Origin of the sequence: Streptomyces sp. NPDC051364 (assembly GCF_040682115.1) — a bacterium.
In the GTDB taxonomy this organism is placed as follows: Bacteria; Actinomycetota; Actinomycetes; order Streptomycetales; family Streptomycetaceae; genus Streptomyces.
Genome location: NZ_JBFBAH010000033.1, coordinates 17,609 through 41,539 on the forward strand (window position 1 = coordinate 17,609; position 23,931 = coordinate 41,539).

Here is a 23,931-nt window from a genome sequence, read left to right on the forward strand (position 1 = left end):
TTCGAAGGTAGGGCGCCAGATCATTAACGACAAGTGCATGCTTGTCACTTGTAGAGTTACTGCCATGCAACTGGACCTGAACCTGCTCACCGCCCTGGACGCCCTGCTGGAAGAGGGCAGTGTCGCCGGCGCGGCAGCACGCCTCCACGTCACCGCACCGGCGATGAGCCGCTCCCTCGGCCGCATCCGCAAGGCCACCGGCGACCAGATCCTGGTCCGCACCGGCCGCTCCATGGTCCCCACCACCCGCGCGCTGGCCATGCGCGCCCAGGTGCACGCCCTCGTGCAGCAGGCCCACCAGCTTCTCTCCGCGCAGCAGGAACTCGACCTGGCGGCCCTCGACCGGGTGTTCACCGTGCGCTGGCACGACGCCCTGACCGCCGCTTGCGGCACCGCCTTGACCACGGCCGTCCACCATCAGGCCCCCGGTGTCCGGCTGCGCCTGTCCACCGAACCCGGGAGGGACGACGCCGAGCTGCGCCGGGGTGAGGTCGACCTCGAATCAACCTCCAGCGCTCCGACGCTTCCCGACATCCGCCACCGCCTCGTCGGCAGGGACCGGCTGATCGTTGCCGTCCGTCCAGGCCACCCGCTCACCGAGGGCCCCCTGAGCCTGGAGCGTTACGCAGCTGCCGAGCACCTCACCGTTTCGCGGCGCGGAAGCCTGCGCGACCCGATCGATGACGCCCTGACCACACGCGGCCTCGAACGACGCGTCGTCGCCGCCGGGCCCACCGCCGCCTTCGCCCTGCACCTCGCCCTCGACACCGACCTGGTCGTCACCCTCCCCGACGCGGTCACCCGCACGGCCCGGGAACAACTCGGCCTGGCCACGCTGCCGCCACCACTCCCGCTGCCCGACGTCCCCCTGTACCTGCTGTGGCACCAGCGCTACGACAACGACCGCGCCCACACCTGGCTGCGAGACCTGGCCACCGAAACCGTCCAGGCACTATTCCCACCGCCGGCCTCCTCTCAACAGCCCCTCACCAACCGGACCGGGCAGTGACGGATACGCCTGGGGAAAGGCCTGCCAGCTGACTCCCGTTCTCGGGTTCTGGCTCAAGTTCTGTGGGCCGTGACGCTTCCCGCGCCGATGGCGCAGATCGGCCAGCGTGGCCAGCCTCCGCGGCAGTCCCGGAAGTGCGCGGTGCTGACGAGGGCGACTTGGTCAGACAGACGCTGGCAGACTGACGGCACATCGAAGCTCCGGTTCAGCAGGGCGACTTGATCGGTCACCCGCTCCAACCGGAGCTTCGTCGCGTACGAGACGGGACGGCCGACAGGCGTCACACCACCGTGACCTGCAGGTTCACGCCACCGCTCGGACTTTGAAACAGCCCTGCCGGCTGACCCCGACGCAAAACTCAGTCCGTCTTCGCGAGCCGCGGCTACGACATCCATCGCCACCAGGTTCGGGCCTGCGGCGTCTCTCCGGCCATCGCCCGTTGCAGCACACCTCATGGCAGCGGCCTGGGCGCATATCGGTGTTGTCAGAGGGAGGCCTGATGTTACTCCCGGCCAGTCACATATCAGGGACGAGGGAAGACATGCCATCGCCATTGGAACGTCTCCAGGCGCTGCTCGGTGAGCCGGAGGAGGCGTGGGGCCGGCCGCGCCGAGAGATCTGGGAGCACTCCGAGCGGCACCTCGGTCTCACGCTGCCTGCGGACTACAAGGCCTTCATGGACGTGTACGGGCCGGGAACCCTCGGCGGGTACCTCCACCTGGACCGGCCGACGGGTCTCATGACCCCTGCCGAACTCGAGGACTTCTGGTCCCTGGAGGCCTGGCGCGATGCACGCAGAGGGTGGGAGGACCTCTACCCCTTCCCCTTCCACCCCGACCCTGGTGGGCTCATCCGCTGGGGCCACGACGAGCACAGCAGCGAGTACTACTTCCTGGCCAGCGACCCGGACCCGGGCAGCTGGGAGATCGCGGTCGGCAGCGAGTGCGCGGAGTGGTACCGCACCAGCGGCACCTTCACCGACTTCCTGACGCGCTGCTTCGACGGCCTCGACCGGGCCCCGTTCATGGACCGCGCCTGGCCCGAGGCCAACGCCCGCTACGAACCCTTCGACATGTAGTGCTATGCCCGGCAAGGCTTGCCATGCAGGGGTTGTCAGGCTGCTGATTGTGGGGATCTGCCGCCACAGCGGATGCCTTTCTCGCTGCGGCTGCCGGCGCGTTCGCATCGTAGGGATACGAGAACTGAAGCGTGACGACTGCTCAGATTCACTGACCGACGACACCCACCAGTCGGCGACCAGTGAAACTGCGCAGCACCCAACCAACCTGCGCAACTGGACCCGGACGGCCAAAATCGCAGGCCAGAGGACTGACGAGCCCAGACCCTGCGCAGCTTCAGTGAACCAAGTGCCGAACCAACCCACTCAACCAAACTACACAACCCCAGGTCAGCGGCGTGACGATTGCTCAGTTCAACGAACCGCCGACACCAGCTCAACGCCCCACAACCCGGCGAACGCCCTCGTCAGGTTAAGGGGCCCCGACAGCTACTGTCGGGGCCCCTCACGCGATCAGACTGTGGCTACAGCACGGCGACCGTGAACGGTGCGTCCACCGCGGAGCCCGCGCTGTCGGTGAGCACGATCGTGATGGTGTCCGGGTCATTCGCGCACCAGGGGTGCGCGCCACCGATGGCGGTGATCATCGCCCGGTTGTTGTTGACCGTGGCGACGATCGCCGCGTCCCTCACGACGATGTCGGGGTCCGATACCTTGACGCAGAAGACCCCCGTGTTGTTGGCCTGAGCGGTGCTCCTGCGGGCAGACGAGACGTTCTTCTCCGCCAGGAGCAGGCCGACCTGGGACACCTTCGCCGCGGCACGGGCGTGCGGGGCGTACAGATCAACCGCTGAAGCGGTACCGGCCAGGGCCGGCACCGATGCCACGACGGCGAGGACGAGCGCAAGGACAGGGCCGGCGGGCGGCATGGAGATTCGCATGATCATTCCTTCTCGGCCGTTGTGCGCCGCGGTAACAGCGACCGGCCGGATAGAACCGATGGGGATCGCGGAGTCACCGTTCGATGAAAGCGCGGGCAGCGTTTTCACCCACGGCCGGTGCGCGGGCCGTCAGGGAACGTAGAGGAAGAACGGCGAGTCGGCCGCGCCGCTGTTGCTGCCGGTGAACACGGTCAGCGTGTCCACCGCGTTGCCGCACGCCTGGGTCGGGTAGGTGGTGACAAACACGGTCCACCCCCAGGGAGCAGTGCCCTCGATCGCGTACAGGGTGGCCACCGGCGTGCTCCGGTCGACCTTGATCCCCGTGGCGTCGTCGAACGTCACGCAGTACTCACCCGTCTTGGGCTTCGTAAGCGACTTGATCCCCTTGGAGTACAGGCGCGAACCATCCGTGTTCACCAGCGCGGACGCCTGCGCGTGCGGAGCTTTCGCCTTGACGGTCGAGTCGTCCGCGATCGCGACGCCGCCGACCACTCCTGCGGCCAACACGCCGAGCGCGGCAGCCGTCCCGACCAGTCCCCGACGAGTCCTGATGGTTTTGAACATGACTCTCCTCTGTGGCCGTGCCCGATAAGGCAGCTTCGTCACTCATCACACGCAAGCGGACACGAAGAGTGATGAATAGAGGTTGACGGATCGCCCACCCGAAGGAGTCAAGGAAAGCACTTCAAACCCGGTCCAGGGGCATGACCTGCGGTTTTCTATGCGCCAGCGCACCCCGGCGCACGACGCTGCAGCAGATGGACTCCGAGCAACTGCCGACCTGCCGAGCAAGCCCGTGCGCTCCTGAACCCCAACCCGCCCACGTCGCCCAACAGCTGAGCACGGCACGGCGTGCCTACACGAGCGACAACAGACCTTCAGCGGGAAACGACAACACCCTTCACTCCGGAGACGAAGTCCCAGCGGCGGGCCTTCACTTCAGCTCCTTGGCGAAATAGGCCGCTGCCCGGCGCAGGACCTCCCGCGCGCCCGCGCGAGTTCCCACTCCTTCTCCGCCTTGCACAGTCGGCCGTTCTCCGCGCGCAGCCGGGCCAGTTCCTCGTCACGGCTCTCCACGCTCTGCTTGGGCGGGCTGTGATCGCGGCCCGCGTGCTCGTCGGCTTGGCGCACCCAGCTCCGCAGCGTCTCGCCAGTCACCCCGACATCCGCCGCGACCGCTGCATACGTGCGCTTCCCGCCCGCTGCGCGATACAGCGCAACAGCGTCGTTCCTGAAACGAGCAGCAGATGTTCACCACTCCGGGAGGCATCGCGGGCGGCGACTGTTCGATTTTCGCGGAGTGGGTTCTGGCGCAAATGAGTTGTGCAGGCGGGACCGTTGACTGCGCGGACGGCTGGACCAGTAAGAATCAGCCCTCCCCCTGGTCAGCCGTCCGAACGGTCAATTCCCGCGCTGGGCCTTGTCGAGGACCGACTCGAAGGCGACCTCCGAGTACTCGGTCCCCTGAATCTCGACCGCGATGCCCACGAGCGCCTTGCGGAGTGCCTCCTTGGACGAGGCGAAGACCATCTTCTGCTTGATCTTGGCAGTGTCCGGTGCCCACGAGACGAACGTGAGCTTGTTCCGCTTCCCGGCGCCTTCCTTCTCGAACTCGAAGTCGTAGACGGCCCACCGGCACTCGGCCTCTGGCAGATCCGCAATGAAGTCGTCGTACTCCGTGGAACTGGAGACCTTCTCGACGACAATCTCCGTATTGTCATTGTTGATGTTGAAGATGACGTATTTGTGCGTCTTCTTGAGCTTCAACGCCTGGTATTCCTGCAGGCAGACGTCGTTCACCGCGACACCTGATGACATGACTTTCCTCCACCGATGGGCCGACACTGACAGCGATCACATCGTATCGGACCGTCACATTCGGGGTGCTCGCGCCAGGTATGGATGAGGCCCGCCACCCGTCGGGCCAGCGGGCCTCATCCGCAACATGTCATGCACGCCCCTCGCTGATCAGAGGTATGCCATGGCCCGAGGAGGCACACTTGCGGCAGTAGCCACCGGCCCTCAGTGTGTGCCGGATGTGACGGACAAGCTGGCGAAGGGCCACCGCGTGGAGATCGAGGCGCGCCGACGCCACCTCCCCCGAAGACAACAGCGCGCGCGATCGCTTCCTCTACGGGACCACGTTCGGCAACGCGAACAACGAACTGGTCCGCTTCGACGGCAACGGACATCGGATCGAATATCACGGCTCGGCTTTGTGGATGGAGTTCGCTCCAATGCACCAGGACAACGCCTGGGTGGTTCTTTCAGATCATCAGACGGGTTCGCTTGGTTGTGCCCCGCGCGAATGATCTGTAAGAGCTCGTAACACGATCACGAGTTGGGCTTGTTGAGGCGTCGCCAGCAGATGAGGCCGCAGGGCAGGATGAGCTTCACCGCGTGAAGCCGCCGACCACTCCTGATCAGCTCGTCCACCTCTTCCCGGACCAACGGCAGCAACGCGTCCCAGATCGGGTTCTCCATGCGCCAATCCAAGCAACTCACCCTCTCCCACCACCACCGTATTTACGGTGCGCCCCGCACGGAGACCCGCTCAGTGAGCCCGGGGTAATGGCGGACGATAACCCCACCGTTGAACCCCCACATCGACACCCAGGGAATCCCGTGCCTGCTCTGCATCCGCACCGCCACCAGCACACATCGGGGCAACCCACTCAAGCTGTGACTACGCCGAAGCCCTGGGGCAGGGAGACACGCGTCGTGGTGTTCGGTGCGGCGCCCATCGGGTCTGTAAAAGGAACGGCTCTGGCTCACATTCGGTGGTAGCTGAGAGTGATGGCTGGGTGTCGACGGTGAAACCGGAGCTCCGCGCCATGGGACGAGTGCTCTGTATCGTCGGCAAGCCTGCGAGTTCACCACTGGCGCGAACAGGACCTTCTCCGGCCTGTTTGCACACTGCAGCGCCGACTGCCCATCAAACACCCAGGTCAGAAGGTTGACCGCACCGTCGGTTGCCAGCGTGCACCCTCTCTCACACTCCGTCACCACCGAAAGTGAGCCAGAGCCGGTTGCTGGACAGACCCGGAAGGGACATGCCAGATCGCTGCATTGAAGGGCCAAGTCAGGCATACATGTAGTTATTGGTCCAGTAGCCGCTGGCCGTGAACTCCCGTCCGCACCGATGACACGGCGCTGTGCGCCCTTCGTCGGCGAACTCGAACACGTTGTACACGCCGATCACGGTGTCGCGCAGGAGTTGCTCTTCGTGCACCTTATGGCCGACGGCGTGGGCGACGATGTCCAGCGCGGTGGGTGTTCGACCACATGGACAGCGTGACTGGCCGGAGGCGGGGATGACTGAGAAGTCGACGATGGAATCAAGGGGAAGCCTCAGCAGGCCCTCGATGTAGCGGAGTTCCACGCCGGGAGTTTTGACTACAGGTCCCTGGTGCGGGAGGAGTGAGATGGCCCTCCGCATCTCGATGTCGTCAAGCTTGATGCCGGCCCGGGCACCGCTCCTGCGGTACTGGGCTTTCAACTGCTCGAGGGTTGTGGTGTCCATCGTTCATCCCTTCGGTTTCGTGCGCGCAATTAGGGCCAGGAGGGGGCGATTTGACTTCTGTGCGCGCCGGACAGCCGTGCTGGTGGCTCTCACCGGCGCCTGTTTAGCTTGTGTCGCTGTCCAGAGCCAGATGTAGTCGCGCCGCTCATTGGGAATGACTGCTGCGACGATGCAAATGGGACCGAACCTCGGAACCACGTGATAGTTCGCGACAGTCGCGACTGGATCTCTTCCGTTCTTCCAGTACATACTCCACGGCTCGTCTCGGATCTCGGCGAAGAAACGCAGGCCGCCGTCAACCGGGTGACAGCCTCCGACCCCGCGGCGGCTTGGAGATCGGCGGCTTTCACATGCCACGAAGAAGGTGCCGGGCCGCAAGAGATGCCTTGCCGTGGACACATTGGGCCTGGTCATCGCTGTCGTCATGCTGACGGCCTCCGCGCACGAGAACGCCGCGGGCAAGACCCTGCTGGACGGCGTGCCCGAGCAGGCCGACACGGTGCGTAGAGCCCTGGTCGACCAGGGGTTCAAGAAGAGCGCCGTTCCGGGCGCAGCCGAATTGCTGGCGGCTACGACCGGTCGAGTTTCAAGCACTGGAACAGCGGGGGGCGTCCGTCGCTGCGGACGCGACGACGGACTCGCGTATGGCCCTGAACCAACCTCATGTCACCGAGATGCTGTTGCAAGTAGGCGTGGGTCTACTGCCGGGCACCGATCACAACATCATGGGGCCAGAACTGGCGACCTCGATGTCATGCCCAGATTCGTTACCTCCAGCCTGTCTTGAACGGGGTTCGCTGGACCCGGGAGAAACGGCGAGCGAACGGGCGGCCGGCATGTCGCCCGGGCCCCTGACGGGCTCTTCTCGCTGGCTGCACTTGTGCGCGGGCCACCCATGGGCCTGGCAGTCGAACGCTTGGCGGAGCCACTGCTCACCGTTCTGGTGGGGCCGCTGGACTCCGACGCAGATTCAGGCCGACCGACGTCGCCGTTCCCACCTCTCTATGAGCAGAGGTTGCAAACGGCCCCGGCCGAAGCGGAAACGCGCTGCCCATGCGAAACCGGGGACCGATTCATCTGGCCGTCGGCGGCATACGGAATCGCATCTGTGTACGCAGACGACGGCAACACCGAAGAGCTGACGTTCATCGAGATGGCCGCCTGAGGTCACCGGTCCGGCCTAACGGCCGTAACCGGCTACATGCTCGTGCGTTGGACGCGAGCACATGCCGTACTCCCTGCGGCAGGCCCACTTCTTAAGGAGATCTTGATGTCGCGTATCGCAAAGGCCGTAGCGGTTGCCGCCTCAGCCGCTGCCGTCCTCGCTGGCGGCGCTGGTATGGCGGCCGCGGACGCCACGGCCGAGGGCGCTGCCGTCGGCTCCCCCGGCGTTCTGTCCGGCAACGTCGTCCAGGTGCCTGTCCACATCCCGATCAACGTGTGCGGCAACTCCGTCAACGTCGTCGGCCTCCTCAACCCGGCCTTCGGCAACGCCTGCATCAACAAGAGCGGCGGCGACAAGGCCGACCACCACAAGGCCGACCAGCACGGCGAGCACTGAGCATCACTGGCTCCTGACCTGCCAGCAGCCACCGTGCCGGAGCCAACAGATCAGGCCACCCTCTGAACCAGCCGCATGGCTGAGGGGAGTCGCCACTTGGGTGACTCCCCTCAGCCATGCCCCCTACCCGCGTTGAGGGCGAACGAACGGGAAGGATGACGGCCCAGCCGCGCCTCCGAACTGCCTGCCGCAACAGCCGCCGCCGTCGTGGAACCGACGGTGAAAGTGGTCACCGTCCCCTTCGACATGGGAACGGCGAACCGTCACGGCACGGTGCAGATCACTCTGGCGCCGGGGCGTGTCGGCGAAAACACCGTGGAGGCTGTCGTGTTCAGCGCGGACGGCGGCATCTCCAGCGTCCCCGAGCTACGGCTTGCCCTCACCCAACGCGACCAGGGAATCGGCCCGCTCGACGCCAAGTTCAAGAACCAGAAGGGCTACTGGGCTGCGTACGCCCTGAGGCTGCCCATGGCCGGTGTGTGGACCCTGGACATCACGGTTCGCACGACCGACATCGACCAGGTCACCGTCGGAACGGGGCTCCACATCGCTCCGTAGCCGCACGCCGGGCACCTCATCCGTGCGAACCCGATCACTCCATATCGGGCGGGATGCAGGGAGGGCGCTTCGTGACCTGGTCATGGGGGCGTTGGGCTTCGCGGCCGGGCTGGTCATCTTGATCGGCGCCGGTGGGGCGGCTTGCTGCGGCGTCCCTGGCGCCGGCCCAGCGCCCTGCATGTTCATCGCGGCCCTGCTGCCCGCACTCGGCACCTGTTTCCGCGGGCACCCAAGGGATATTGACCGGTGACCAGTCAGCGGCCCGTGCGGGCCGTGGGGCAGGGCAAGACCGTTACCGTGGCGTAGATCCGGGCCGCGGTGCGTATTGAGCCGGCGGGCGCCCAGGGGGCGCAAACGCGCACGTCAGCTGCGCAGCGTGCTCCTGTGATCAGGGACTCAACCCCTTGGCTGAATCGCATACGCGCGATAGCGTCAGGGCGACATTTACACATAGAGACGACGGCGAGACGGAAGCCCGGTGAGAATCCGGCATGGTCGCGCCACTGTGTGCTGCGGCGACATCCCCCGGGTGGCGTCGTGGCGAGTCAGACCCGAGGACCGTCGTCCTGCACCACCATATGGGACGCGTTGTTCCCCGAGGAGGTTCCATCATGGCCGAGGCTATCGCTTCCGCTGCCATATCCACCCCCGCCGGCTCCCTGTCGGCTCCGCTGCCTGTGCGCGCGGTCCTGCCCTGGGCGCTCTTCGTCGGTCTCCTGATGCTCGTCGCCCTGTACTTCGTCGGCGCCGAGCAGGGCGCCACGGCCGTGTTCGCCGGCGAGGGCGTGCACGAGTGGGTGCACGACGGTCGTCATCTGCTCGGTTTCCCCTGCCACTGAGAGGCCACGCACATGTACGCCTCTACTGTCAGAGGTCTGCTGGTCCGCGGCATGCTCGCGGGCCTGATCGCCGCACTGTTCGCCTTCGCCGTCGCCTACGTGGTGGGTGAGCCGCCGGTACGGGGTTCCATCGCCGTCGAAGAGGCCGCGGCCGCCCAGAACGCCGCGAGCGCCCCAAGTGGCCACACCGGCCACGGCGGTGACGCCGCGTCGGGCGAAGCCGCCGAGGAAGAGGAAGAGCTCGTCAGCCGTCCGGTCCAGTCGACCTTCGGCCTGGCCACCGGTGTCCTGGTCTACGGAGTCGCGCTGGGCGGCATCGCCTCGCTCGCGTTCTCGTTCGCCCTCGGCCGCGTCGGCGGGTTCAGCCCGCGGGCCACAGCCGCGCTCACCGGGGCGGGCGCGTTCGTCCTCGTCTACCTGGTGCCGTTCCTCAAGTACCCGGCCACCCCGCCGGCGGTCGGCAACCCGGACACGATCGGCCAGCGCACCACGCTGTTCTTCCTGATGATCCTGCTCAGCGTGCTGCTCGGGGTGGGCGCGATCATCCTCGGGCGACGGCTGGCACCGCGCCTGGGCAACTGGAACGCGACGCTGGCCGCGGGCGGTGGCTTCATCGTCGCCGCCGCCCTGGCGTTCGTGTTCCTGCCGGACAACAGCGACGCCGTCCAGCCCGGTTTCCCCGCCGCCCTGCTGTGGGAGTTCCGGGTCGCCTCGCTGGCCGTTCAGCTCGTGCTGTGGACGGTGTTCGCCATCGTCTTCGGCGTCCTCGCCCAGCGGCTCCTGGCCGCACGCACGGATGCCGACCGTGCTGGCGCCCCGGCGCCGGCTGCAGCGTCAGCGCTCGGCTGAACGACCACCGCGACCGCCGGCAACGGCCCTGCCACCCCAGTGCTGGGGCGGCAGGGCCGTTCGCTTGCGCGCGGTCGTGCGTCAGCCGGAGGCTGGGGTCAGCTCACGTGCTGGAGAGGCGAGGCGTCCGCTCCGGGCGAGGACCGCGACGGCGGCTGCGCAGGCCGTCTCCGTGCCGGTAAGGGCTAGCCAGGTGATCCACAGCGCCTGTCGGCTCGCGGCGAAGTCCCAGAGCGCGCCGGTCGCCAGGTTGCGGAGGGTCATTCCGAGACCGGGGACGGTGTTGTGGAGCCCGTAGTGGGTGGCGACCAGGCGGTTGCCCGACAGGGCCACGACGGTGTCCCTCTCGAAGGGGTAGACGATGGCACTGCCCACCGCGAACGGGACGACCGCCGCCGTCAGGGAGAGCAGGGATGCGTACGGCACGCCCGGCGGCGTGAAGGCCAGCGGAACAAAGGCCGGTCCCACGGCGGTCAGCCCCCGCACCAGGGCCTGTGCAGCACCCGGACCGGGACGCCCAGTTCAAACATCGTCCTGTCGGCGTCCGACCTCCCGGGCGCAGTCGGGCGCAAGTCGCCCCTCTCCGGCGGAAGCGAGAGCCGTGCGTGGAGTGCGCTGACGTTCGCGTCGCGCAAGAGCGCATTGCCGTCCGCGACTCGAAGAACTCCGACGGCCCGGTCCTGATGTTCCGGCCGGCGTCGTTCGCCGCCTGATCGACGGCGTCCGCGCCTGACTCTCAACTGCCTGCACGACCCTGCACCAAGACGGCCCGCGTCCCCCAGTCCGTAGCTGGGGGACGCGGGCCGTTCTTGTACAGCCGTACCCGCACGGCCCACCGCGTATTCGCAGCCCTTCAGCGAGGTGTCTCTTCGCCAGCGTCTACTGCGCGGGCCGCAGCGAGCGCAGCCGCCCCGCAATCCCGTACGAGTCCAAGCGCAATGCCCTGATGTCGGTGATCAGGTCCCGCCACGGCTCGTACGTAGCGTCCACGCGCTCGCCTGAGGCCTCCAGGTAGGCAAGAGCTACGCCGTAGCCGTACGCCTCGTTCCGCGCGGGGAGGGGGCGCAGGAGTACGCACTCCTCAAGGAACACCGCGGCCCGCCAGAAGGCGTCCGGGTGCTCTTGGTCGAGCCGGGGCGGGTCGACCCGGTGGCGGGCCGCCATCCCGACGAGGACGCTGAGGTCGTTCACGGTCAGGTCGGTGCGAAGGATGTCCTCCTGACGCGCCAGGAGCCACCGGTAGTCGACGAGCAGTTCCACAGGCTCAGGCCGCCCGCGGGGTCTCGTGCGCCGGGGCCTGCGGGAGCCCGCCGAAGTCGGCGTCGAAGCGGTCCAGGATGCCCGGTGCTGCGATGACCCGGCGGAACGCGGCCGTGGCGGTGTCGAGAGCCTGCTCGTGCTCCTTCTCCGCCGCCACCTTGGCGAGATAGTCCTTCATGGACATGCCAGCTCCGTCGGCCCGCGCAACCCTGGGGCTGCCGCTGCACCTCAACGGCGGCGGCCGCCAGGCCTGCGACCTGACCCAGGCCGACGATATCGCCGAGGGCACCTTGCGTGCCCTGGCCAGCCCGCGGGCCCACCCGAGACGATCATCATCGGCCCCTGATGGGGATATTGGAATCTCCTCACCCTGTGCTGAGGATGGCCTCGGAGTAACTCACGTTGACTCCTCAGACGTGCACGTGCTGATCCCGGACAAGAGGGCTCGCCCGGTGGTTGGGTGGCTAGGCACGACGGCCCGGAAGGGCGCCGGGGCGAGCGAGGCTTCTCGCAAGGGGACTCAGGGTTCGATGACGAGTTGTTCGATGAGGTCGTCGCGGAGTGTGAACCGGTAGCGCAGATCGATGGTGCCGCCGGGGAAGTTGCCCTCGAGGTGGTGGGTGGCGATGTAGTGGGTTGCGTCGGTCTGCTGGGCGTCGGTGAGGTGGATGGTGTAGGTGAATTCGGTGACGGATCGGCCGAGCCACTCCCCGATCGCTTCGGTGCCTTCGTAGGTGGCGCCGTCGTCGATCACCGTGGCTCCGCCGGTGAACGCCGTGATCGCGGCAGCGGCGTCGTGGGCGCGATGCGCTTTCAGGTAGTGGGTGATCACTTCGGGCAGGAGATCAGGGGTGGTGCGGGGCTGGTTGTCGTACATGACGCTCCTTGGGGTGGTGGCGGCTTCAGACGGTGGGGGTGGTGCCGCCGTCGATGACGTGTTCGGCGCCGACGATGGCCGAGGCGCGGTCGGAGACGAGGAAAGCGACGAGCTCGGCGACCTCCTCGGGCCGGTTGGGACGGCCCAGCGGGATCCCGCCCAGCGAGTCCATGAGCCGGCCCAGCGCCGCTTCCTGGGTGATGTCTGCGTCACGCGCGATCCGGGCGACGAGGTTGTCGGCAGCCGAGGTCTGCACGAAGCCGGGCGAGACGGTGTTGACGCGGACACCGTGCGGGGCGACCTCGTTGGCCAGGCCCTTGCTGTAGGTGGTCAGGGCGGCCTTGGCGGCGGCGTAGGCCAGGGTGCCGTTCCACAGCGGCATGCGGCGCTGGATCGAGGTGACGTGCACGATCACGCCCTGGCCCGTGGCGATCATGTGCGGCAGGAGTGCGCGGTCCAGGCGGACGGCGGCCAGCAGGTTCGTGTTCAGCTCCCTGGCCCAGTCGTCCTCGCCGAGCGCCGCGAACCCTCCGGCCGGCGCCTCGGAGCCGCCGAGGGTGTTGACCAGGATGTCGACGCCTCCCACGCGGGCGTCCACCTCGGCGGCCACATGGGCTGCGCCCTGGGCGGTGGACAGGTCGGCGGTGATGAACGCCTTCTCCTCGACGTCGTCGGGGCGGCTGCGGGCGGTGACCAGTACGGTGGCGCCGGCCTGGGCGAGACGTCGGGCGATGGCGGCTCCGGTGCCCTTGGTGCCGCCCGTGACCAGAGCGCGTCGGCCTTCGAGGGATTCGCTGATGGATGTGGTCACGGTGTGCTCCGTTCCCGGGTACGGGCGCAGAAGGCACCGCTCCCGTCATTACTGCTAAAATAGAAGCTACTAACTTTGACTTTAGCAGTAACTGAGGGGATGGTCGCCGTGGCGAGCCGGATCAGGCTGGAGGACCGGGAGTGCCCGCTGTCCACGACGGTGGAACACGTAGGCGAGTGGTGGACGCTGCTGATCCTCCACGACGCCTTCGACGGCTACACACGCTTCGATCAGTTCCAGGAGAGCCTGGGCATCTCCTCCAGCATGCTCACCACCCGGCTGAAAACCCTCGTCGCGGACGGGCTGCTGGAGCGTCAGCCGTACCAGGCCAGCCCCGTACGCCACGAGTACGTCCTCACCGAACTGGGGCGCTCCCTGCGACCGGTGATCGTCGCCCTGGCCGCGTGGGGCAACTCCCGCCTCACACCGGCCGAACGCAGCATGATCCTCGTCGACGCGCACAGCGGCGAGGAAGTCGAGCCCGTCGTCGTCGACGCCAAGACCGGCCGCCGACTCGACGACAGCGGCACCTACGTCTTCACCGCAGGTCCCGCAGCCAGCGACGCCATGCGCCACCGTTACGCGACACGACCGACCACCCCCGCGGAGGCGTAAGACTGCCCCCGGACACGCACCGAACGTCCTTGAGCAGGGTCGGGACGCAATGGTCATACCTGATCGACCAACCAGCACCGACTGGCCGCCAGCATGACGCATGCCCATCATCCCCAGCCGTTGAAGTCCGGATCAAGCGAGGCGAGGAGCAACACCGGTCGTTTCGTTTCCAAGAATCGCCATCAGCTCGGCCGCAGGACTGACCGTGCCCTGGCTCGCCGTCGAGCACACCGGCGAGAAGTTGTTCGTCGCCGTCGACGGATGCATGAGCGATAGCCCCCGGCCCGCTCTGTGCGGCGTTCGATACCCGCCCCGCCTCATCGGTCGGCACTCGACAGCAGGACCGTGCACGGCAACCGTGATCGGTCGGCACTGCGAGGCGGGCGAGATCCTGGCGGCCGATTGGGCATCCGCGGCCTGGCTTCGCGGCCCACCCGGCAAGAAGGCTAAGGGCGCGTCAGGTTCGCCCCTTGGGGGGCGGGGGGTCTTGCTGAGGATGGCCGGGAGGCCCTCCGCCCATGGCTCGACGGTGAGGTCCCGAAGTACTCCTGCAGGCCGTCGTCGGCACCCGGGCGGCCGCCCCCATTCCCGCGAAGCAGTCGCCGGAGGTGATGGCCGGGTCCACCGGGGCAACCCTGCACGGCCTCACGGTGCTCAGCCTGCCGGACTGGTCGTAAAGGAACCAGGCGGCGGGGCGTGCCGCGCCTGCGGTCTGTTCGCGGAACGCCGTGAACTCGCCCGACAGCGCCAGGCCGTCATCGCCGCCAACGCGGAGCTCCAGGAGCGCGAGCTGATCAAGCTCACCTCCCTCGCCGCCGTTGGGGGCGGCGGCCGCCGACCGGGTGTTGCTGGTCGATCGGCGGCACGCGGAGGAGGGTGTCGCCGTGTTCAGGCGCGGGCTGCCTGCCTGATCAGGTCGGCAACGGCGTCGGGCTGGGAGACGTACACGGAGTGGCTGCCCGCCACTTCGACGGTCTGGGCTCCGATCCGCTCGGACATCGCGTGCTGGGCCGGCGGCGGGATCATGCGATCGTCGGTGGCGATCAGGTACCAGGCGCGCTTGGTGCGCCAGGCCGGCTGGGACACCGTCCCACCCAGGGCTTCCATACCCCAGGGAACCTGCGAGTCGGCCATGAACTCGGCCTGGGCGCGGGGCAGGTCACCGGCGAAGGAGTCGGCGAACTTGTCCCGGTCCAGGAACAGGAAGCCCTGGTTCGGGGGCAGGATCGGGGGGACCGGGGCTCCCGGCGGCGGGTCGGCGATCAGGGTGCTCACCGACTCGCCCTTGTCGGGGGCGAACGCGGCGATGTACACGAGCGAGGTCACCTTGGGGTGGTTGCCGGCCTCGGTGATCACAACTCCGCCGTAGGAGTGTCCGACCAGGGTCACCGGTCCCGGCATCCCGTCGATCACCTGCTGGGTGGCGGCCACGTCGCCTTCCAGCGAGAGCGTGGGATTCTGCACGATGGCCACGTTGTAGCCGTCGGCCTTGAGGGCGTCGTACACACCCTGCCAGCCGGAACCGTCCACGAAGCCGCCGTGAACAAGCACGACGTTTCCGCGCGGTGCGATGTCGTTCATCCATTCTTCCGGTGTCCGTCGGGCCGCCTGGACCGGCAGCTCCTGTGATGAACGCTACGAATGCGGGCGATTTCGCCGCTTCCGTCATATGACGTAGCTGCGGCCGGCGCGGGGATGTGCGGGGCGTGTCATCGCTCGTTGAGCTGTTTCAGCGCGTCCCGAAGTGCGGCCCGGGAGGTCACGCCGAGTTTCGGGAATACCTGGTAGAGGTGGGTGGAGACGGTGCGCGGGGACAGGGAGAGCTTCTCGGCTATCCGTTTGTTGGTCAGGCCGGCGGCGGCCAGTCTTGCGATTTCCAGCTGCTGCGGTGTCAGGGCGGCGGCTGTCCCGGGCCGGTAAGCCGTGCGCGGAGGGCTGCCGCAGGCTCGCAGTTCCTGGTCGGCCCGGTCGGCCCAGGGGGTCGCACCGAGCCGCCGGAAGATCTCGGCTGCGACGGTCAGGTGGTGGCGCGCCTGCGCGCGCGATCGGCTGCGACGGAGCTGTTCCCCGTAATACAGGCGGATTCGAGCCAGGTCGAACGGCCACCGCTCGGCCCCCTTCACGGCAAGGGCGGCCTGAAAGCCCACGTGCTGGTCGTCGTCGGCCGCGAGGGCGGCGGAGGCGTGCACCAGCATCCTCAGGCGTGGGGACACCACCTCCAAGCCGGCGTCCCGCGCTGCGGCAACGTGGTCACGGGCTGGGCCGTGACGGCCGGTTCGCACGGCCGAGTCAACCAGATCCATCACCGTCCACACCGCCTGCGGGGCGAACTCCGGCAGTGTCCCCGGCTCCGCGATGACCGTCGCCTGCCAATACGCCTCCTCGAAGTCCCCCTGCCCCAGGGCGGACAGGGCCCTGGCGTGAGCGGCATAGGCGCGCACGGTATCGGCACTCCGGGGTCCGGCCCACTGTTCCATCTGGTCGGTCAGACCGCCGGTCTCCGCATGGTCACCGCATGCCGCGGCCCTGCAGGCGAGCAGGTACTTGCCGGCCCAGGCCAGCATCGGATAGTGGTACTGCTCGCACAGTTCCAGTCCTTCACCGACGAATTGCCGCAGGTCCGACCACTGTCCGGTCAACCACCCGTGATTGCCCAGCAGGAACAGGGCGTCGATGGCGGGGGTGACGTGTTCGCCCCTCCGGCCGCCGGCCACGACGCGGTGCAGCCCTTCCTCGCATCCGTCCAAACGGTCCACGTACGCTCCGGCAATCGCCACCCGGACGATGTGCAGCGGGTCGGATTCGTGCGTCAGCTCCGCGATCGCCGCATCCAGCACCGCCAGATCGAACGGGCTCGTGCGCGCCGGGTCGGCGAACGTGCTGCGCGCCGTCACCAGCAGGACCGGAGCATCCGGACACGCGGCCACGGCTGCGTCGAACGGGGGCCACAGCTCGGGCCGACCACCGAAGAAGCACACCAGCAACAGGGTGTGCAGCGCCTCCGCCAGTGTGGCGTCGGCCGGGTCGTACGGTTCTGGCCGCAGGGTGATGGCACCGCACAACAGGCTGTACGCCGTGTCGATGTCTCCGGAGCCGTTCAGCAGGTACGCCGCCCCGGCCACCGCCATGGCCGGCGACCCCTCACCGGGCGCCGTACGGCGCGCGTCGTCCAGCAGGTGGGGCACGTCCCGCAGGTCACCGGTGATGTTCGCGCCGGTATAGGCCGCTTCGGCAAGCCGCCGGGCCCGTTGCGGACCAGCCGGGGTCAGTTCGGCGGCGCGCAGCAGTGCGGCCACCGCGGCGGACCCGTCGCCGCGGCGGGCGATCACGGCGGCGGCCCGTTCCAACAGCGCGGCGACCTTCTCGTCCGGGGCTTCCACGGCTTGGGCCAGATGCCATGCCTGACGCTCCGGAACCTCCTGCCAGGCCCTGGCCAGCGCACGGTGGGCGCTGCGGCGCTGATCGCTGGTCGACAGCTCCACCACCGCCGCCCTCGTCAGCGAATGCCGGAACATCACTCCGTTCGGTTCGTCGACGCGGACCAGCTGGGCACGCTCGGCCGACCCCAGGTGTTTGAGACTGCACCGCCCGGCGGTGGCACGCCGCAGCACCTGGAGGTCGCCGGTGCCGTCCAATGCGGCCAGCAGCAACAGGTACCGCGTGGCCGCGGGCAGACCGGTGATACGGAAGGCGAACGCCGATTGCAGCCTACGGCTGAGCGGCAGACGCTCGGGCAGGGCCGCGGACGCCGCCCGCTGCGAGCCGCTGAGCCCGACCGGCAGCTCCAGGAGCGCCAGCGGGTTGCCCTGCGCCTCTGCCATGAGGCGCCGCCGGACCCGTGGGGCGAGCGCCGGGAAGCGCTGGACCAGAAGGTCCTCGGACGCGGCGGCGCTGAGGGGACCCACGTCGTGGACGGGCAACCCGCTGTGGTCGAAGAACCCTTCCGCCCCCTCCCGGGCCGTGCACAGCATTCCGACGCCCCGGCCGGCGAGTCGGCGCGCGACCTCACCCAGCACCACGGCACTGACCGGGTCCAGCCACTGCGCGTCATCCACGACCAGCAGCGTGGACATGCGGCTCGCGAAGTGCCCGATCATCGACAGCACGGCGTCCACCACCGCCTCGGATTCGGGTGCCGGGCCGTCCCGCCGCCCCAAGGCGACGGCCAGCGCGTCTCCCGGGACGATCGCCGGATGTTCGGCCATGGCCGCCTCGATCAACTGTCCGAGGCCGCTGTAGCTCAGCCGCGCCCTGTACTCCGCACCGGCGGTCACCGCGACACGCATTCCTCGGGCAGAGGCTCGGGAGGCTGCGGCTGCCACCAGTGCGGTCTTGCCGACGCCCGGCTCGCCCAACAGCAGCAGCGGCCCACCGCCCCGCGCGATACCGTCCAGGAAGGCGTCGATCCGGTCCAGGTCCGCCGTACGCCCGACCAGCGGTCCACCGGCTTCGAACACCACGCTGTCCCCTACGTACGAAGGTGGCATCTGAGGCGTCCTAGGAGTTCCCGGCGGCCACGAAGGCAGACACCTCGCGGGCGAACCGCTCCGGCTCTTCCAGGTGGCCGAAGTGATCGCTGCGCTCCAGAACCAGCGGCTGGGCGCCAGGAATCAGCTTGTGCAGTTCCTCGGCCCACCGGACCCCGCATACGACGTCGTGGCGTCCCGCCACGACCAGTACTGGCAGCCTCAGCACGCCGAGCGCTTCGCGGTCGTCGACCACGTCGGGTTCGCCGTGCTCGTCCTGCCCCGATATACGGCTCGCCCGCAGGGCCCCCTGAAGCCGGCCCCAACGCTGCGCATCCGCCCAGTAGTCCGCGACATAGGCCGGCACGATCCCCCTGGCGGCGGCCACCATGGCCTCGTCGTCGGCGATCGTCGGAATCGTCGCGAACGCCTCCATCACCGCCTGTAACTCCGGGCGGCCGGCATGCCGGGCGGCGAACTCCCCCGCCCTGAGCATCATCTCCTCGCCGAACTCGGGGCCGGTGACCGGCGCGCTCTCGTACAACACCATGCCGGCGAGCTGATCGGGACAGTGCAGCGCGTGGTACCGGGCGACGAGCCCGCCGCGCGAGTGGCCCAGCAGGTGTACCCGGTGCGCGGGCAAGTGGCCAATCATCGCTGCCAGATGTCGGCCATGGCGGGCCCGGTGTAACCGTGGGGGTGGGCGGCGAGCCGGTCCGAGCCGCCGCCCGTACCGGCCGGTTCCAGGTACACCATGGTCAGACGCTTCTCCAGCTCCGGCGCACGAAGGTACTCCCACTCGATGCCGGGTCCACCGGGGTGCGCCACGCACACCGGTCCCGTTCCGTGGGCGTGGTAGCGCAGGGTGAGGCCCTCCACCGCGAGGGTGTGGACGCCTTCGGCCAGCCGGCCGGTAGGAGGCGGCACCACGAGTGCTCCCGATCTTGAAGGTGGTTCGGTGACATCGGCGCCTGATGGCGGGCCAGCAGGAGTCCGAGGGCTCCGGTCTGGCCGGCCTGAGCCCGGCGGGTGAGTTCCTCGTCCGTGGGCCCCGCGGGCGGGTTGAGGGGTGCCATGTCTCCGAGCGCCTCCGTCGTGAGCCGTCACGAACCTTGTCCTGCATGGGAGATGAGCCCGATTCTCCCACTCGGCGATACGAGCAGGGTAGACCGCGGACTTCACCCACGTCGCCGCGTTCGCCGGTGTCGGCTACGCCGCCTTCGTCGTGGACACCTTCTCCCGCCGCATCGTCGCCTGGTCAGCGGCCACATCGAAGGAGACCAGGCTCGTCCTGGACGCCCTCGAGATGGCACTGTGGCAGCGCGAACGGGACCCCGGCCCACCTCGACTCCGTCGCCGCCCAGACCCGCGCACAAGCCTGTCCGGGCGATCTCCGTCGGCCTGATCTGGCCGACCGGGTGACTTACGGGCGCGGCCGAACGCCTGTCACGGGCAGCCTGGCTAGCGTGGACGAGCGCCTCCCGTCCCCGTACCCGTCCCCGAGCCCCCGCGGAGCAGGTCCATGACCACCACCCCCTTCACCTCGCTGACCGGGAACTACGCCCTCGACCCGGCCCACACCCAGATCGGATTCGTGGCCCGGCACGCGATGGTCACGAAGGTCCGCGGCGCGTTCAAGGAATTCGAGGGCAGCGGCTACTTCGACGGCGAGGACCCCTCCAAGTCCTCCGTGTCCGTCACGATCAAGGCCTCGAGCATCGACACCCGTAACGAGCAGCGCGACGGCCACCTGCGCACCAACGACTTCCTCGACGCGCCGAACTTCCCCAACCTCACCTTCGCATCCACCGGTGTCGAGCAGCTCGACAGCACCCACTTCCGGCTGAGCGGAGACCTCACCATCAAGGACGTCACCCGGCCGGTCAGCATCGACTTCGAGTTCCAGGGCAGCGCCACGGACCCGTACGGCAATCTGCGCGTCGGATTCGAAGGCTCGGTGCCGATCAGCCGCAAGGAATACGGCATCACCTGGAACGCCGCGCTGGAGGGCGGGGGCGTCCTGGTCGGAGACAAGGTGGTGCTGGAGTTCGAGGTGTCCGCGATCCGGCAGCCCTGACCGGACCGGCTGATCAGTGCAAGCGAAGCCGGTCGGCGGCCCGGACCGCGCATTGCTGGACGAGCACACGGCCATGCGCGGGGGCCATGCGCGGGGGCCGGGGACCGGATGGAACCTACACGAAGCGGGATCGCTGCGGAGCTTGGTGAGGATCTGCCAGTTCTTCAGGTGATCGCAATCATGTTCGACCGCGGGCTGGCGGCTGCGCTGGGCGAGTTGGCGAACGCGGGCCGGACTCCCGGGAACTCCGACGTGCTGGACGTCGTCGCGGAGGGCGACTTCGCCCATCTCCGTTCGGTGGGTGTCTTCGCAGGTGCCGACTTCGTGTTCCACGACCTTTCCGGGTGGCGGCCGGGGAAGTCGTCGAGCACTGGGGCGTCATGGTCCCGCGGTGAGCGGAACCGCCGGCCGTCCGAGTACGTGGCGCGGAGGGGCGCTTTCGCAGCTGGCGACGGCCTACCAGGGTCAGAGGGTCAACGGTTGTTCAAAGCCGCGGAGTTGAACGTCTCCCGGTAGGTGCGCGGCGGCACCCCGACGTGTGCCTTGAACAGGGTCCGGAAGTTGGCCGGCGTGCCCAGGCCGCAGCGCCGGGCGACAGCTTCGACCGTCAGGTCGCTCGATTCCAGGAGCTCCCGTGCGAGGCCGAGCCTTGCGTCGAGCAGCCAACGCATGGGCGGCCGACCAGTGTCGGCGTGGAAGCGACGGATGAGCGTGCGGCGGGACGTGCCCGCCCGGCGCGCCAACTGGTCGACGGTGAGCGGCTGGTCCAGGTGCTCAAGGGCCCACTCGTACACCAGCGCCGGTCCGTCGGAGGCGTCCTCGGCCACCGGCAAGTCGGCGAACTGTGCCTGACCGCCGGTGCGGTGCGGGGCAGTGACCAGCAGACGGGCCCGCTGGTTCGCCAGACGGGCGCCGTGATCGCGACGGATGAGATGCAGGGACAGGTCGAGGCCGGCGGTGACGCCACCGGAGGTCAGCACCTGGCTTTCATCGATGTACAGCTCCTCCGGCTGCACGGTCACCTGCGGGTACTGCCTGGCCAGCACTGCGGCGTACTGCCAGTGCGTGGTGGCCCGGAGACCGTCCAGCAGACCGGCGGCGGCGAGGGCGAACGCCCCCAAGCAGATGGACACCATTCGGCTGCCCCGGGCCGCCGCCTCCGCGAGCGCGGCGGTGACCGCGGCGGAGGGCGGGTCGGGCTCCAAGTACCCCGGCACTATCACGGTGTCCGCGGTCTCCAGGGCATCCAACCCGTCGGCGACGGACAACACCGCGCCGCCGTGCATCGAGACCAGCCCGGGCCGTTCCGTGCACACCGTCAGCGAGTACGGCCCGTCCGGCCAGCTCCCGAAGACCTGCAACGGAATCCCGATGTCGAGTGCGAGGACGTTCTCGACCGCCACCACGACCACGTGGTGGTTGCCGCCGAAGGCCTGAGCTCCCATGGCACGATCCTATCGCTGAATGGCATCCATGCCACTCACTCCCTCGCTCTGGCCGCGCTTACGGTCATTTCATGACCGATGGAGGCCTCTTTCCTGCCGTCGCTGCCGGGCGTGGTGGTGGCGCAGAGGGCCGGCGAGGACGCCTCAATGGTGCGACACCGACACCTGTCGCCTCCCTGCCACCCCGGCCACGCACGACGTACTCACGACGAACGCGCACCGCTACCAACAGGGGCAACGCCATGAGCGCCAAGCTGCATGCGGCCCAAGCCGCGATCGAAAGGGCTCGCGCCCCCGCCGCGGCGATCGACGTCCCCGATGAACATCGCCGTCGTCGACGGCGGCGGACACCTGGTCGCGTTCGCCCGCATGGACGGGTCGATGCTCGGTTCGATCGAGATCGCGCTGGTCAAAGCGGGTTCAACGACCGCATCACGGACACGACCTTCCGGTGGCTGGACGACGCCGTCAACTTCAACCGGACCAAGGACGTGAAGGCCCGCTTCGCGGAGATCCTCGCCGACCAGCTCAACCCGCAGGACGTGATCGACAAGATGGTCGAGATCATCGGCGCCGAGCACGGGAAGTACCGGACCGTCTGGCCGCCGGCGACAGAGGAGCTCATCAAGGAGGTCCAGGAAGCAGCCTGGACCCGCAGGTGTGATCCGGCGCCATCACCAGGCGCACGCCACGCTCGTCACGCAGGCACCGCCGACCGGCAAGCCGTCGATCAACGTGCCGAACAAGTGGCCGCCCAGATCTGCTCATTCGCCACCCGACTGCACGCACTCCGCTTCAGTCGTACAGTCCGAACGAAAGAGCCCCACCATGACCACTGACGCACCCCTGCCCGTCTTCGAGCAGCTCCGCCTCCCCGACACGGGCCTCACCCGGGACGCCTACACCTACGTGGCCAGGGCCACGCCAGACTTCGTCTTCCATCACAGCGTGCGCAGCTACGTCTTCGCCCGCGCCCACGCCCAGAACCAGGGCTTGAACGCCGGTACCGACTACGACGACGAACTGCTGTTCCTCAGCTGCGTCCTGCACGACATCGGGGTGAGCGAGGAGGGCAACGGCGACCAACGATTCGAAGTCGACGGCGCCGACACCGCAGCAGCCTTCCTCCGCGAACGCGGTGTCGAGGAGCGGCGCATCGCCATCGCCTGGGACGCCATCGCGCTGCACACTTCGGACGGCATCGCCGGGCGGAAGGGCACAGAGGTGGCACTGACGCAGGCCGGCATCGGCACCGACATCCTCGGAATCCGGCGTGAGGAACTTCCGGCCGGCCTCGCCGACGAGTTGCACGCCCTGCTCCCCCGCATGGACCTGGCCTACGCGCTGAGCGACGCGATCGTCGCCCAGGCCACGCCCAAGCCACAGAAGGCGTCTCCGCTGACGTTCCCGGGAGCGCTGCTGCGCCACCATCTGCCCTATGGCGCTCACCCTGACTGGTACGACCTGCTCGCTGCGGCAGGCTGGGGCGACAAGCCCGTCGGCGCAACGGCCCGGCGCCGCGCCGAGACGCCCGAGCAGGTAGGGGCCATGTTCATGGAGTACCTGGAGGCGGGTGACATCGAGGGCCTGGTGTCGCTGTACGAGCCGAACGCCCACTTCGTCCCCACCCCCGGAACCCACCTGGTAGGCACCGAGGCCATCCGGCAGGCCCTGCAACAGCTGATCGACACGGGCGCCCGCCTCAAGCTCGAACTGCGCGACATCCGACAGGTGGACGACGTCGCCCTGGTATCGAACACCGCCACCCTCACCGGCGTCGGCCCCGAGCCGGTCATCTCCACCACCACGGAGATCCTCCGACGCCAGCCGGACGGCGGCTGGGCCCACGTAGTGGACGACCCCTTCTTCAGCTAGTGCCGCGTCAGGCAACGTTTGCTCGTCAAGGAGCGGCGTCCGGTGCGTGCTCTCGGCGTGCCGGCCGCAAGCGCTCGTACTGGACCGTACTTGAGCTTTCGGCCGGTGCGGCGAGAGTGCGTGCCGGGCGTCGCGACGGGGCGAACGTTGCCTGACGCGGCACTAGAGCGTGACTCTTGGATCGGCTGGTCAATTGCTCGATTGTGG

26 protein-coding genes and 5 pseudogenes are annotated in these 23,931 nt (G+C 68.3%); 16 read left to right on the forward strand and 15 right to left on the reverse strand.

From position 1 onward, the window contains the following. Positions 1–64 precede the first annotated feature (64 nt). The 3 genes and pseudogenes from AB0M76_RS36475 to AB0M76_RS36485 all read left to right on the forward strand — a co-directional run bounded on the left by AB0M76_RS36475 (position 65) and on the right by AB0M76_RS36485 (position 2,087). The gene (locus tag AB0M76_RS36475) at positions 65–1,009 is read left to right on the forward strand and encodes a LysR family transcriptional regulator (protein ID WP_365957046.1); all 945 of its coding nucleotides are present in this window, start codon (positions 65–67) and stop codon (positions 1,007–1,009) included. A 332-nt stretch (positions 1,010–1,341) separates the two neighbouring features. Continuing rightward, a pseudogene (locus AB0M76_RS36480) lies at positions 1,342–1,488 on the forward strand (IS5/IS1182 family transposase); the annotation flags it as partial. 74 nt (positions 1,489–1,562) lie between these two features. Further along, positions 1,563–2,087 carry an SMI1/KNR4 family protein gene (locus tag AB0M76_RS36485; RefSeq protein WP_365957047.1) on the forward strand — a complete coding sequence of 175 codons (525 nt, stop codon included), beginning with the start codon at positions 1,563–1,565 and terminating at the stop codon, positions 2,085–2,087. Positions 2,088–2,551: 464 nt separating this feature from the next. Here the strand turns inward: AB0M76_RS36485 and AB0M76_RS36490 are convergent, their stop codons facing one another. The 6 genes and pseudogenes from AB0M76_RS36490 to AB0M76_RS36515 all read right to left on the reverse strand — a co-directional run bounded on the left by AB0M76_RS36490 (position 2,552) and on the right by AB0M76_RS36515 (position 6,491). Beyond that, on the reverse strand, positions 2,552–2,968 hold the full coding sequence (locus tag AB0M76_RS36490; protein WP_365957048.1) for a hypothetical protein: 417 nt from the start codon (positions 2,966–2,968) through the stop codon (positions 2,552–2,554). 129 nt (positions 2,969–3,097) lie between these two features. After that, a complete protein-coding gene (locus AB0M76_RS36495) occupies positions 3,098–3,532 on the reverse strand; it encodes a hypothetical protein (protein ID WP_365957049.1) in 435 nt (144 codons plus the stop codon). A 344-nt stretch (positions 3,533–3,876) separates the two neighbouring features. After that, positions 3,877–4,183 (reverse strand): annotated as a pseudogene (locus AB0M76_RS36500) (transposase); the annotation flags it as partial. 186 nt (positions 4,184–4,369) lie between these two features. Beyond that, positions 4,370–4,786 (reverse strand): actin depolymerization factor/cofilin-like domain-containing protein, encoded by a 417-nt coding sequence (locus AB0M76_RS36505; RefSeq protein WP_365957050.1) that lies wholly within the window; start codon positions 4,784–4,786, stop codon positions 4,370–4,372. 516 nt (positions 4,787–5,302) lie between these two features. After that, positions 5,303–5,452 (reverse strand): hypothetical protein, encoded by a 150-nt coding sequence (locus tag AB0M76_RS36510; RefSeq protein WP_365957051.1) that lies wholly within the window; start codon positions 5,450–5,452, stop codon positions 5,303–5,305. Between the two features lie 598 nt (positions 5,453–6,050). Then, a complete protein-coding gene (locus tag AB0M76_RS36515) occupies positions 6,051–6,491 on the reverse strand; it encodes a hypothetical protein (protein ID WP_365957052.1) in 441 nt (146 codons plus the stop codon). 358 nt (positions 6,492–6,849) lie between these two features. On the opposite strand from AB0M76_RS36515, the pseudogene AB0M76_RS36520 reads away from it, so the two are divergent. The 5 genes and pseudogenes from AB0M76_RS36520 to AB0M76_RS36540 all read left to right on the forward strand — a co-directional run. Further along, a pseudogene (locus AB0M76_RS36520) lies at positions 6,850–7,023 on the forward strand (transposase); the annotation flags it as partial. An 807-nt stretch (positions 7,024–7,830) separates the two neighbouring features. Next, positions 7,831–8,052: a chaplin gene (locus tag AB0M76_RS36525; protein WP_365957098.1), complete on the forward strand. Its 222-nt coding sequence runs from the start codon at positions 7,831–7,833 to the stop codon at positions 8,050–8,052. Positions 8,053–8,271: 219 nt separating this feature from the next. Continuing rightward, a complete protein-coding gene (locus AB0M76_RS36530) occupies positions 8,272–8,610 on the forward strand; it encodes a hypothetical protein (protein WP_365957053.1) in 339 nt (112 codons plus the stop codon). Between the two features lie 611 nt (positions 8,611–9,221). Continuing rightward, entirely contained in the window at positions 9,222–9,449 is a 228-nt protein-coding gene (locus tag AB0M76_RS36535; RefSeq protein WP_266671178.1) for a CbtB-domain containing protein, read from the forward strand. 12 nt (positions 9,450–9,461) lie between these two features. Beyond that, positions 9,462–10,298: a CbtA family protein gene (locus AB0M76_RS36540; protein WP_365957054.1), complete on the forward strand. Its 837-nt coding sequence runs from the start codon at positions 9,462–9,464 to the stop codon at positions 10,296–10,298. A gap of 81 nt (positions 10,299–10,379) precedes the next feature. Here the strand turns inward: AB0M76_RS36540 and AB0M76_RS36545 are convergent, their stop codons facing one another. Continuing rightward, a complete protein-coding gene (locus tag AB0M76_RS36545) occupies positions 10,380–10,724 on the reverse strand; it encodes a hypothetical protein (RefSeq protein WP_365957055.1) in 345 nt (114 codons plus the stop codon). 179 nt (positions 10,725–10,903) lie between these two features. On the opposite strand from AB0M76_RS36545, the gene AB0M76_RS36550 reads away from it, so the two are divergent. Continuing rightward, entirely contained in the window at positions 10,904–11,011 is a 108-nt protein-coding gene (locus AB0M76_RS36550) for a DUF397 domain-containing protein (RefSeq protein WP_365957056.1), read from the forward strand. A 166-nt stretch (positions 11,012–11,177) separates the two neighbouring features. On the opposite strand, the gene AB0M76_RS36555 is transcribed toward AB0M76_RS36550, so the two are convergent. The 4 genes from AB0M76_RS36555 to AB0M76_RS36570 form a co-directional block, all read right to left on the reverse strand. Beyond that, positions 11,178–11,558 (reverse strand): toxin Doc, encoded by a 381-nt coding sequence (locus tag AB0M76_RS36555; protein ID WP_365957057.1) that lies wholly within the window; start codon positions 11,556–11,558, stop codon positions 11,178–11,180. A gap of 4 nt (positions 11,559–11,562) precedes the next feature. Next, on the reverse strand, positions 11,563–11,742 hold the full coding sequence (locus AB0M76_RS36560; protein ID WP_365957058.1) for an antitoxin MazE7: 180 nt from the start codon (positions 11,740–11,742) through the stop codon (positions 11,563–11,565). A 336-nt stretch (positions 11,743–12,078) separates the two neighbouring features. After that, on the reverse strand, positions 12,079–12,435 hold the full coding sequence (locus AB0M76_RS36565; protein WP_365957059.1) for a nuclear transport factor 2 family protein: 357 nt from the start codon (positions 12,433–12,435) through the stop codon (positions 12,079–12,081). A 25-nt stretch (positions 12,436–12,460) separates the two neighbouring features. Further along, positions 12,461–13,246, reverse strand: a complete 786-nt coding sequence (locus AB0M76_RS36570) for an SDR family oxidoreductase (RefSeq protein ID WP_365957060.1) — start codon at positions 13,244–13,246, stop codon at positions 12,461–12,463. Positions 13,247–13,345: 99 nt separating this feature from the next. Between AB0M76_RS36570 and AB0M76_RS36575 the strand changes: the two genes are divergently transcribed. Next, positions 13,346–13,861 (forward strand): helix-turn-helix domain-containing protein, encoded by a 516-nt coding sequence (locus AB0M76_RS36575; RefSeq protein WP_365957061.1) that lies wholly within the window; start codon positions 13,346–13,348, stop codon positions 13,859–13,861. Positions 13,862–14,075: 214 nt separating this feature from the next. Beyond that, positions 14,076–14,264: pseudogene (locus tag AB0M76_RS36580) on the forward strand (diaminopimelate decarboxylase); the annotation flags it as partial. A 485-nt stretch (positions 14,265–14,749) separates the two neighbouring features. Here AB0M76_RS36580 and AB0M76_RS36585 read toward each other — a convergent pair. The 3 genes from AB0M76_RS36585 to AB0M76_RS36595 all read right to left on the reverse strand — a co-directional run bounded on the left by AB0M76_RS36585 (position 14,750) and on the right by AB0M76_RS36595 (position 19,450). Further along, on the reverse strand, positions 14,750–15,442 hold the full coding sequence (locus tag AB0M76_RS36585; RefSeq protein ID WP_365957062.1) for an alpha/beta hydrolase: 693 nt from the start codon (positions 15,440–15,442) through the stop codon (positions 14,750–14,752). Between the two features lie 128 nt (positions 15,443–15,570). Then, complete coding sequence (locus AB0M76_RS36590; RefSeq protein WP_365957063.1) at positions 15,571–18,321, reverse strand: AAA family ATPase; 2,751 nt, start codon at positions 18,319–18,321, stop codon at positions 15,571–15,573. A gap of 37 nt (positions 18,322–18,358) precedes the next feature. Next, positions 18,359–19,450, reverse strand: coding sequence for an alpha/beta hydrolase (locus AB0M76_RS36595; protein ID WP_365957064.1), 1,092 nt, complete (start codon positions 19,448–19,450; stop codon positions 18,359–18,361). Between the two features lie 60 nt (positions 19,451–19,510). Between AB0M76_RS36595 and AB0M76_RS36600 the strand changes: the two are divergent. Together AB0M76_RS36600 and AB0M76_RS36605 are read left to right on the forward strand one after the other, a co-directional pair. Continuing rightward, positions 19,511–19,732 (forward strand): annotated as a pseudogene (locus AB0M76_RS36600) (DDE-type integrase/transposase/recombinase); the annotation flags it as partial. Positions 19,733–19,849: 117 nt separating this feature from the next. Beyond that, on the forward strand, positions 19,850–20,404 hold the full coding sequence (locus AB0M76_RS36605) for a YceI family protein (protein ID WP_365957065.1): 555 nt from the start codon (positions 19,850–19,852) through the stop codon (positions 20,402–20,404). A 473-nt stretch (positions 20,405–20,877) separates the two neighbouring features. Here the strand turns inward: AB0M76_RS36605 and AB0M76_RS36610 are convergent, their stop codons facing one another. Next, entirely contained in the window at positions 20,878–21,849 is a 972-nt protein-coding gene (locus tag AB0M76_RS36610; RefSeq protein WP_365957066.1) for a helix-turn-helix domain-containing protein, read from the reverse strand. A 369-nt stretch (positions 21,850–22,218) separates the two neighbouring features. On the opposite strand from AB0M76_RS36610, the gene AB0M76_RS36615 reads away from it, so the two are divergent. From AB0M76_RS36615 to AB0M76_RS36625, 3 genes are read left to right on the forward strand one after another with little or no spacing between them, the layout of a single operon-like run. After that, complete coding sequence (locus AB0M76_RS36615; RefSeq protein ID WP_365957099.1) at positions 22,219–22,344, forward strand: hypothetical protein; 126 nt, start codon at positions 22,219–22,221, stop codon at positions 22,342–22,344. Further along, positions 22,341–22,688 carry a hypothetical protein gene (locus tag AB0M76_RS36620; RefSeq protein ID WP_365957067.1) on the forward strand — a complete coding sequence of 116 codons (348 nt, stop codon included), beginning with the start codon at positions 22,341–22,343 and terminating at the stop codon, positions 22,686–22,688. Before AB0M76_RS36615 ends, AB0M76_RS36620 begins: the two co-directional genes overlap by 4 nt. Then, positions 22,678–23,724 carry a nuclear transport factor 2 family protein gene (locus AB0M76_RS36625; protein ID WP_365957068.1) on the forward strand — a complete coding sequence of 349 codons (1,047 nt, stop codon included), beginning with the start codon at positions 22,678–22,680 and terminating at the stop codon, positions 23,722–23,724. Before AB0M76_RS36620 ends, AB0M76_RS36625 begins: the two co-directional genes overlap by 11 nt. Positions 23,725–23,931 lie beyond the last annotated feature (207 nt).

What these genes read in the sequence shown, in the direction of transcription:
- AB0M76_RS36505 (WP_365957050.1), bottom strand. Translation starts at nt 4,786, where the DNA reads ATGTCATCAGGTGTCGCGGTGAACGACGTCTGCCTGCAGGAATACCAG.
- AB0M76_RS36585 (WP_365957062.1), bottom strand. Translation starts at nt 15,442, where the DNA reads ATGAACGACATCGCACCGCGCGGAAACGTCGTGCTTGTTCACGGCGGC.
- AB0M76_RS36560 (WP_365957058.1), bottom strand. Translation starts at nt 11,742, where the DNA reads ATGTCCATGAAGGACTATCTCGCCAAGGTGGCGGCGGAGAAGGAGCAC.
- AB0M76_RS36575 (WP_365957061.1), top strand. Translation starts at nt 13,346, where the DNA reads ATGGTCGCCGTGGCGAGCCGGATCAGGCTGGAGGACCGGGAGTGCCCG.
- AB0M76_RS36495 (WP_365957049.1), bottom strand. Translation starts at nt 3,532, where the DNA reads ATGTTCAAAACCATCAGGACTCGTCGGGGACTGGTCGGGACGGCTGCC.
- AB0M76_RS36565 (WP_365957059.1), bottom strand. Translation starts at nt 12,435, where the DNA reads ATGTACGACAACCAGCCCCGCACCACCCCTGATCTCCTGCCCGAAGTG.
- AB0M76_RS36525 (WP_365957098.1), top strand. Translation starts at nt 7,831, where the DNA reads ATGGCGGCCGCGGACGCCACGGCCGAGGGCGCTGCCGTCGGCTCCCCC.
- AB0M76_RS36490 (WP_365957048.1), bottom strand. Translation starts at nt 2,968, where the DNA reads ATGCGAATCTCCATGCCGCCCGCCGGCCCTGTCCTTGCGCTCGTCCTC.
- AB0M76_RS36515 (WP_365957052.1), bottom strand. Translation starts at nt 6,491, where the DNA reads ATGGACACCACAACCCTCGAGCAGTTGAAAGCCCAGTACCGCAGGAGC.
- AB0M76_RS36610 (WP_365957066.1), bottom strand. Translation starts at nt 21,849, where the DNA reads ATGGGAGCTCAGGCCTTCGGCGGCAACCACCACGTGGTCGTGGTGGCG.
- AB0M76_RS36535 (WP_266671178.1), top strand. Translation starts at nt 9,222, where the DNA reads ATGGCCGAGGCTATCGCTTCCGCTGCCATATCCACCCCCGCCGGCTCC.
- AB0M76_RS36605 (WP_365957065.1), top strand. Translation starts at nt 19,850, where the DNA reads ATGACCACCACCCCCTTCACCTCGCTGACCGGGAACTACGCCCTCGAC.
- AB0M76_RS36625 (WP_365957068.1), top strand. Translation starts at nt 22,678, where the DNA reads ATGACCACTGACGCACCCCTGCCCGTCTTCGAGCAGCTCCGCCTCCCC.
- AB0M76_RS36510 (WP_365957051.1), bottom strand. Translation starts at nt 5,452, where the DNA reads ATGGAGAACCCGATCTGGGACGCGTTGCTGCCGTTGGTCCGGGAAGAG.
- AB0M76_RS36540 (WP_365957054.1), top strand. Translation starts at nt 9,462, where the DNA reads ATGTACGCCTCTACTGTCAGAGGTCTGCTGGTCCGCGGCATGCTCGCG.
- AB0M76_RS36475 (WP_365957046.1), top strand. Translation starts at nt 65, where the DNA reads ATGCAACTGGACCTGAACCTGCTCACCGCCCTGGACGCCCTGCTGGAA.
- AB0M76_RS36615 (WP_365957099.1), top strand. Translation starts at nt 22,219, where the DNA reads ATGGACGGGTCGATGCTCGGTTCGATCGAGATCGCGCTGGTCAAAGCG.
- AB0M76_RS36595 (WP_365957064.1), bottom strand. Translation starts at nt 19,450, where the DNA reads ATGCAGGACAAGGTTCGTGACGGCTCACGACGGAGGCGCTCGGAGACA.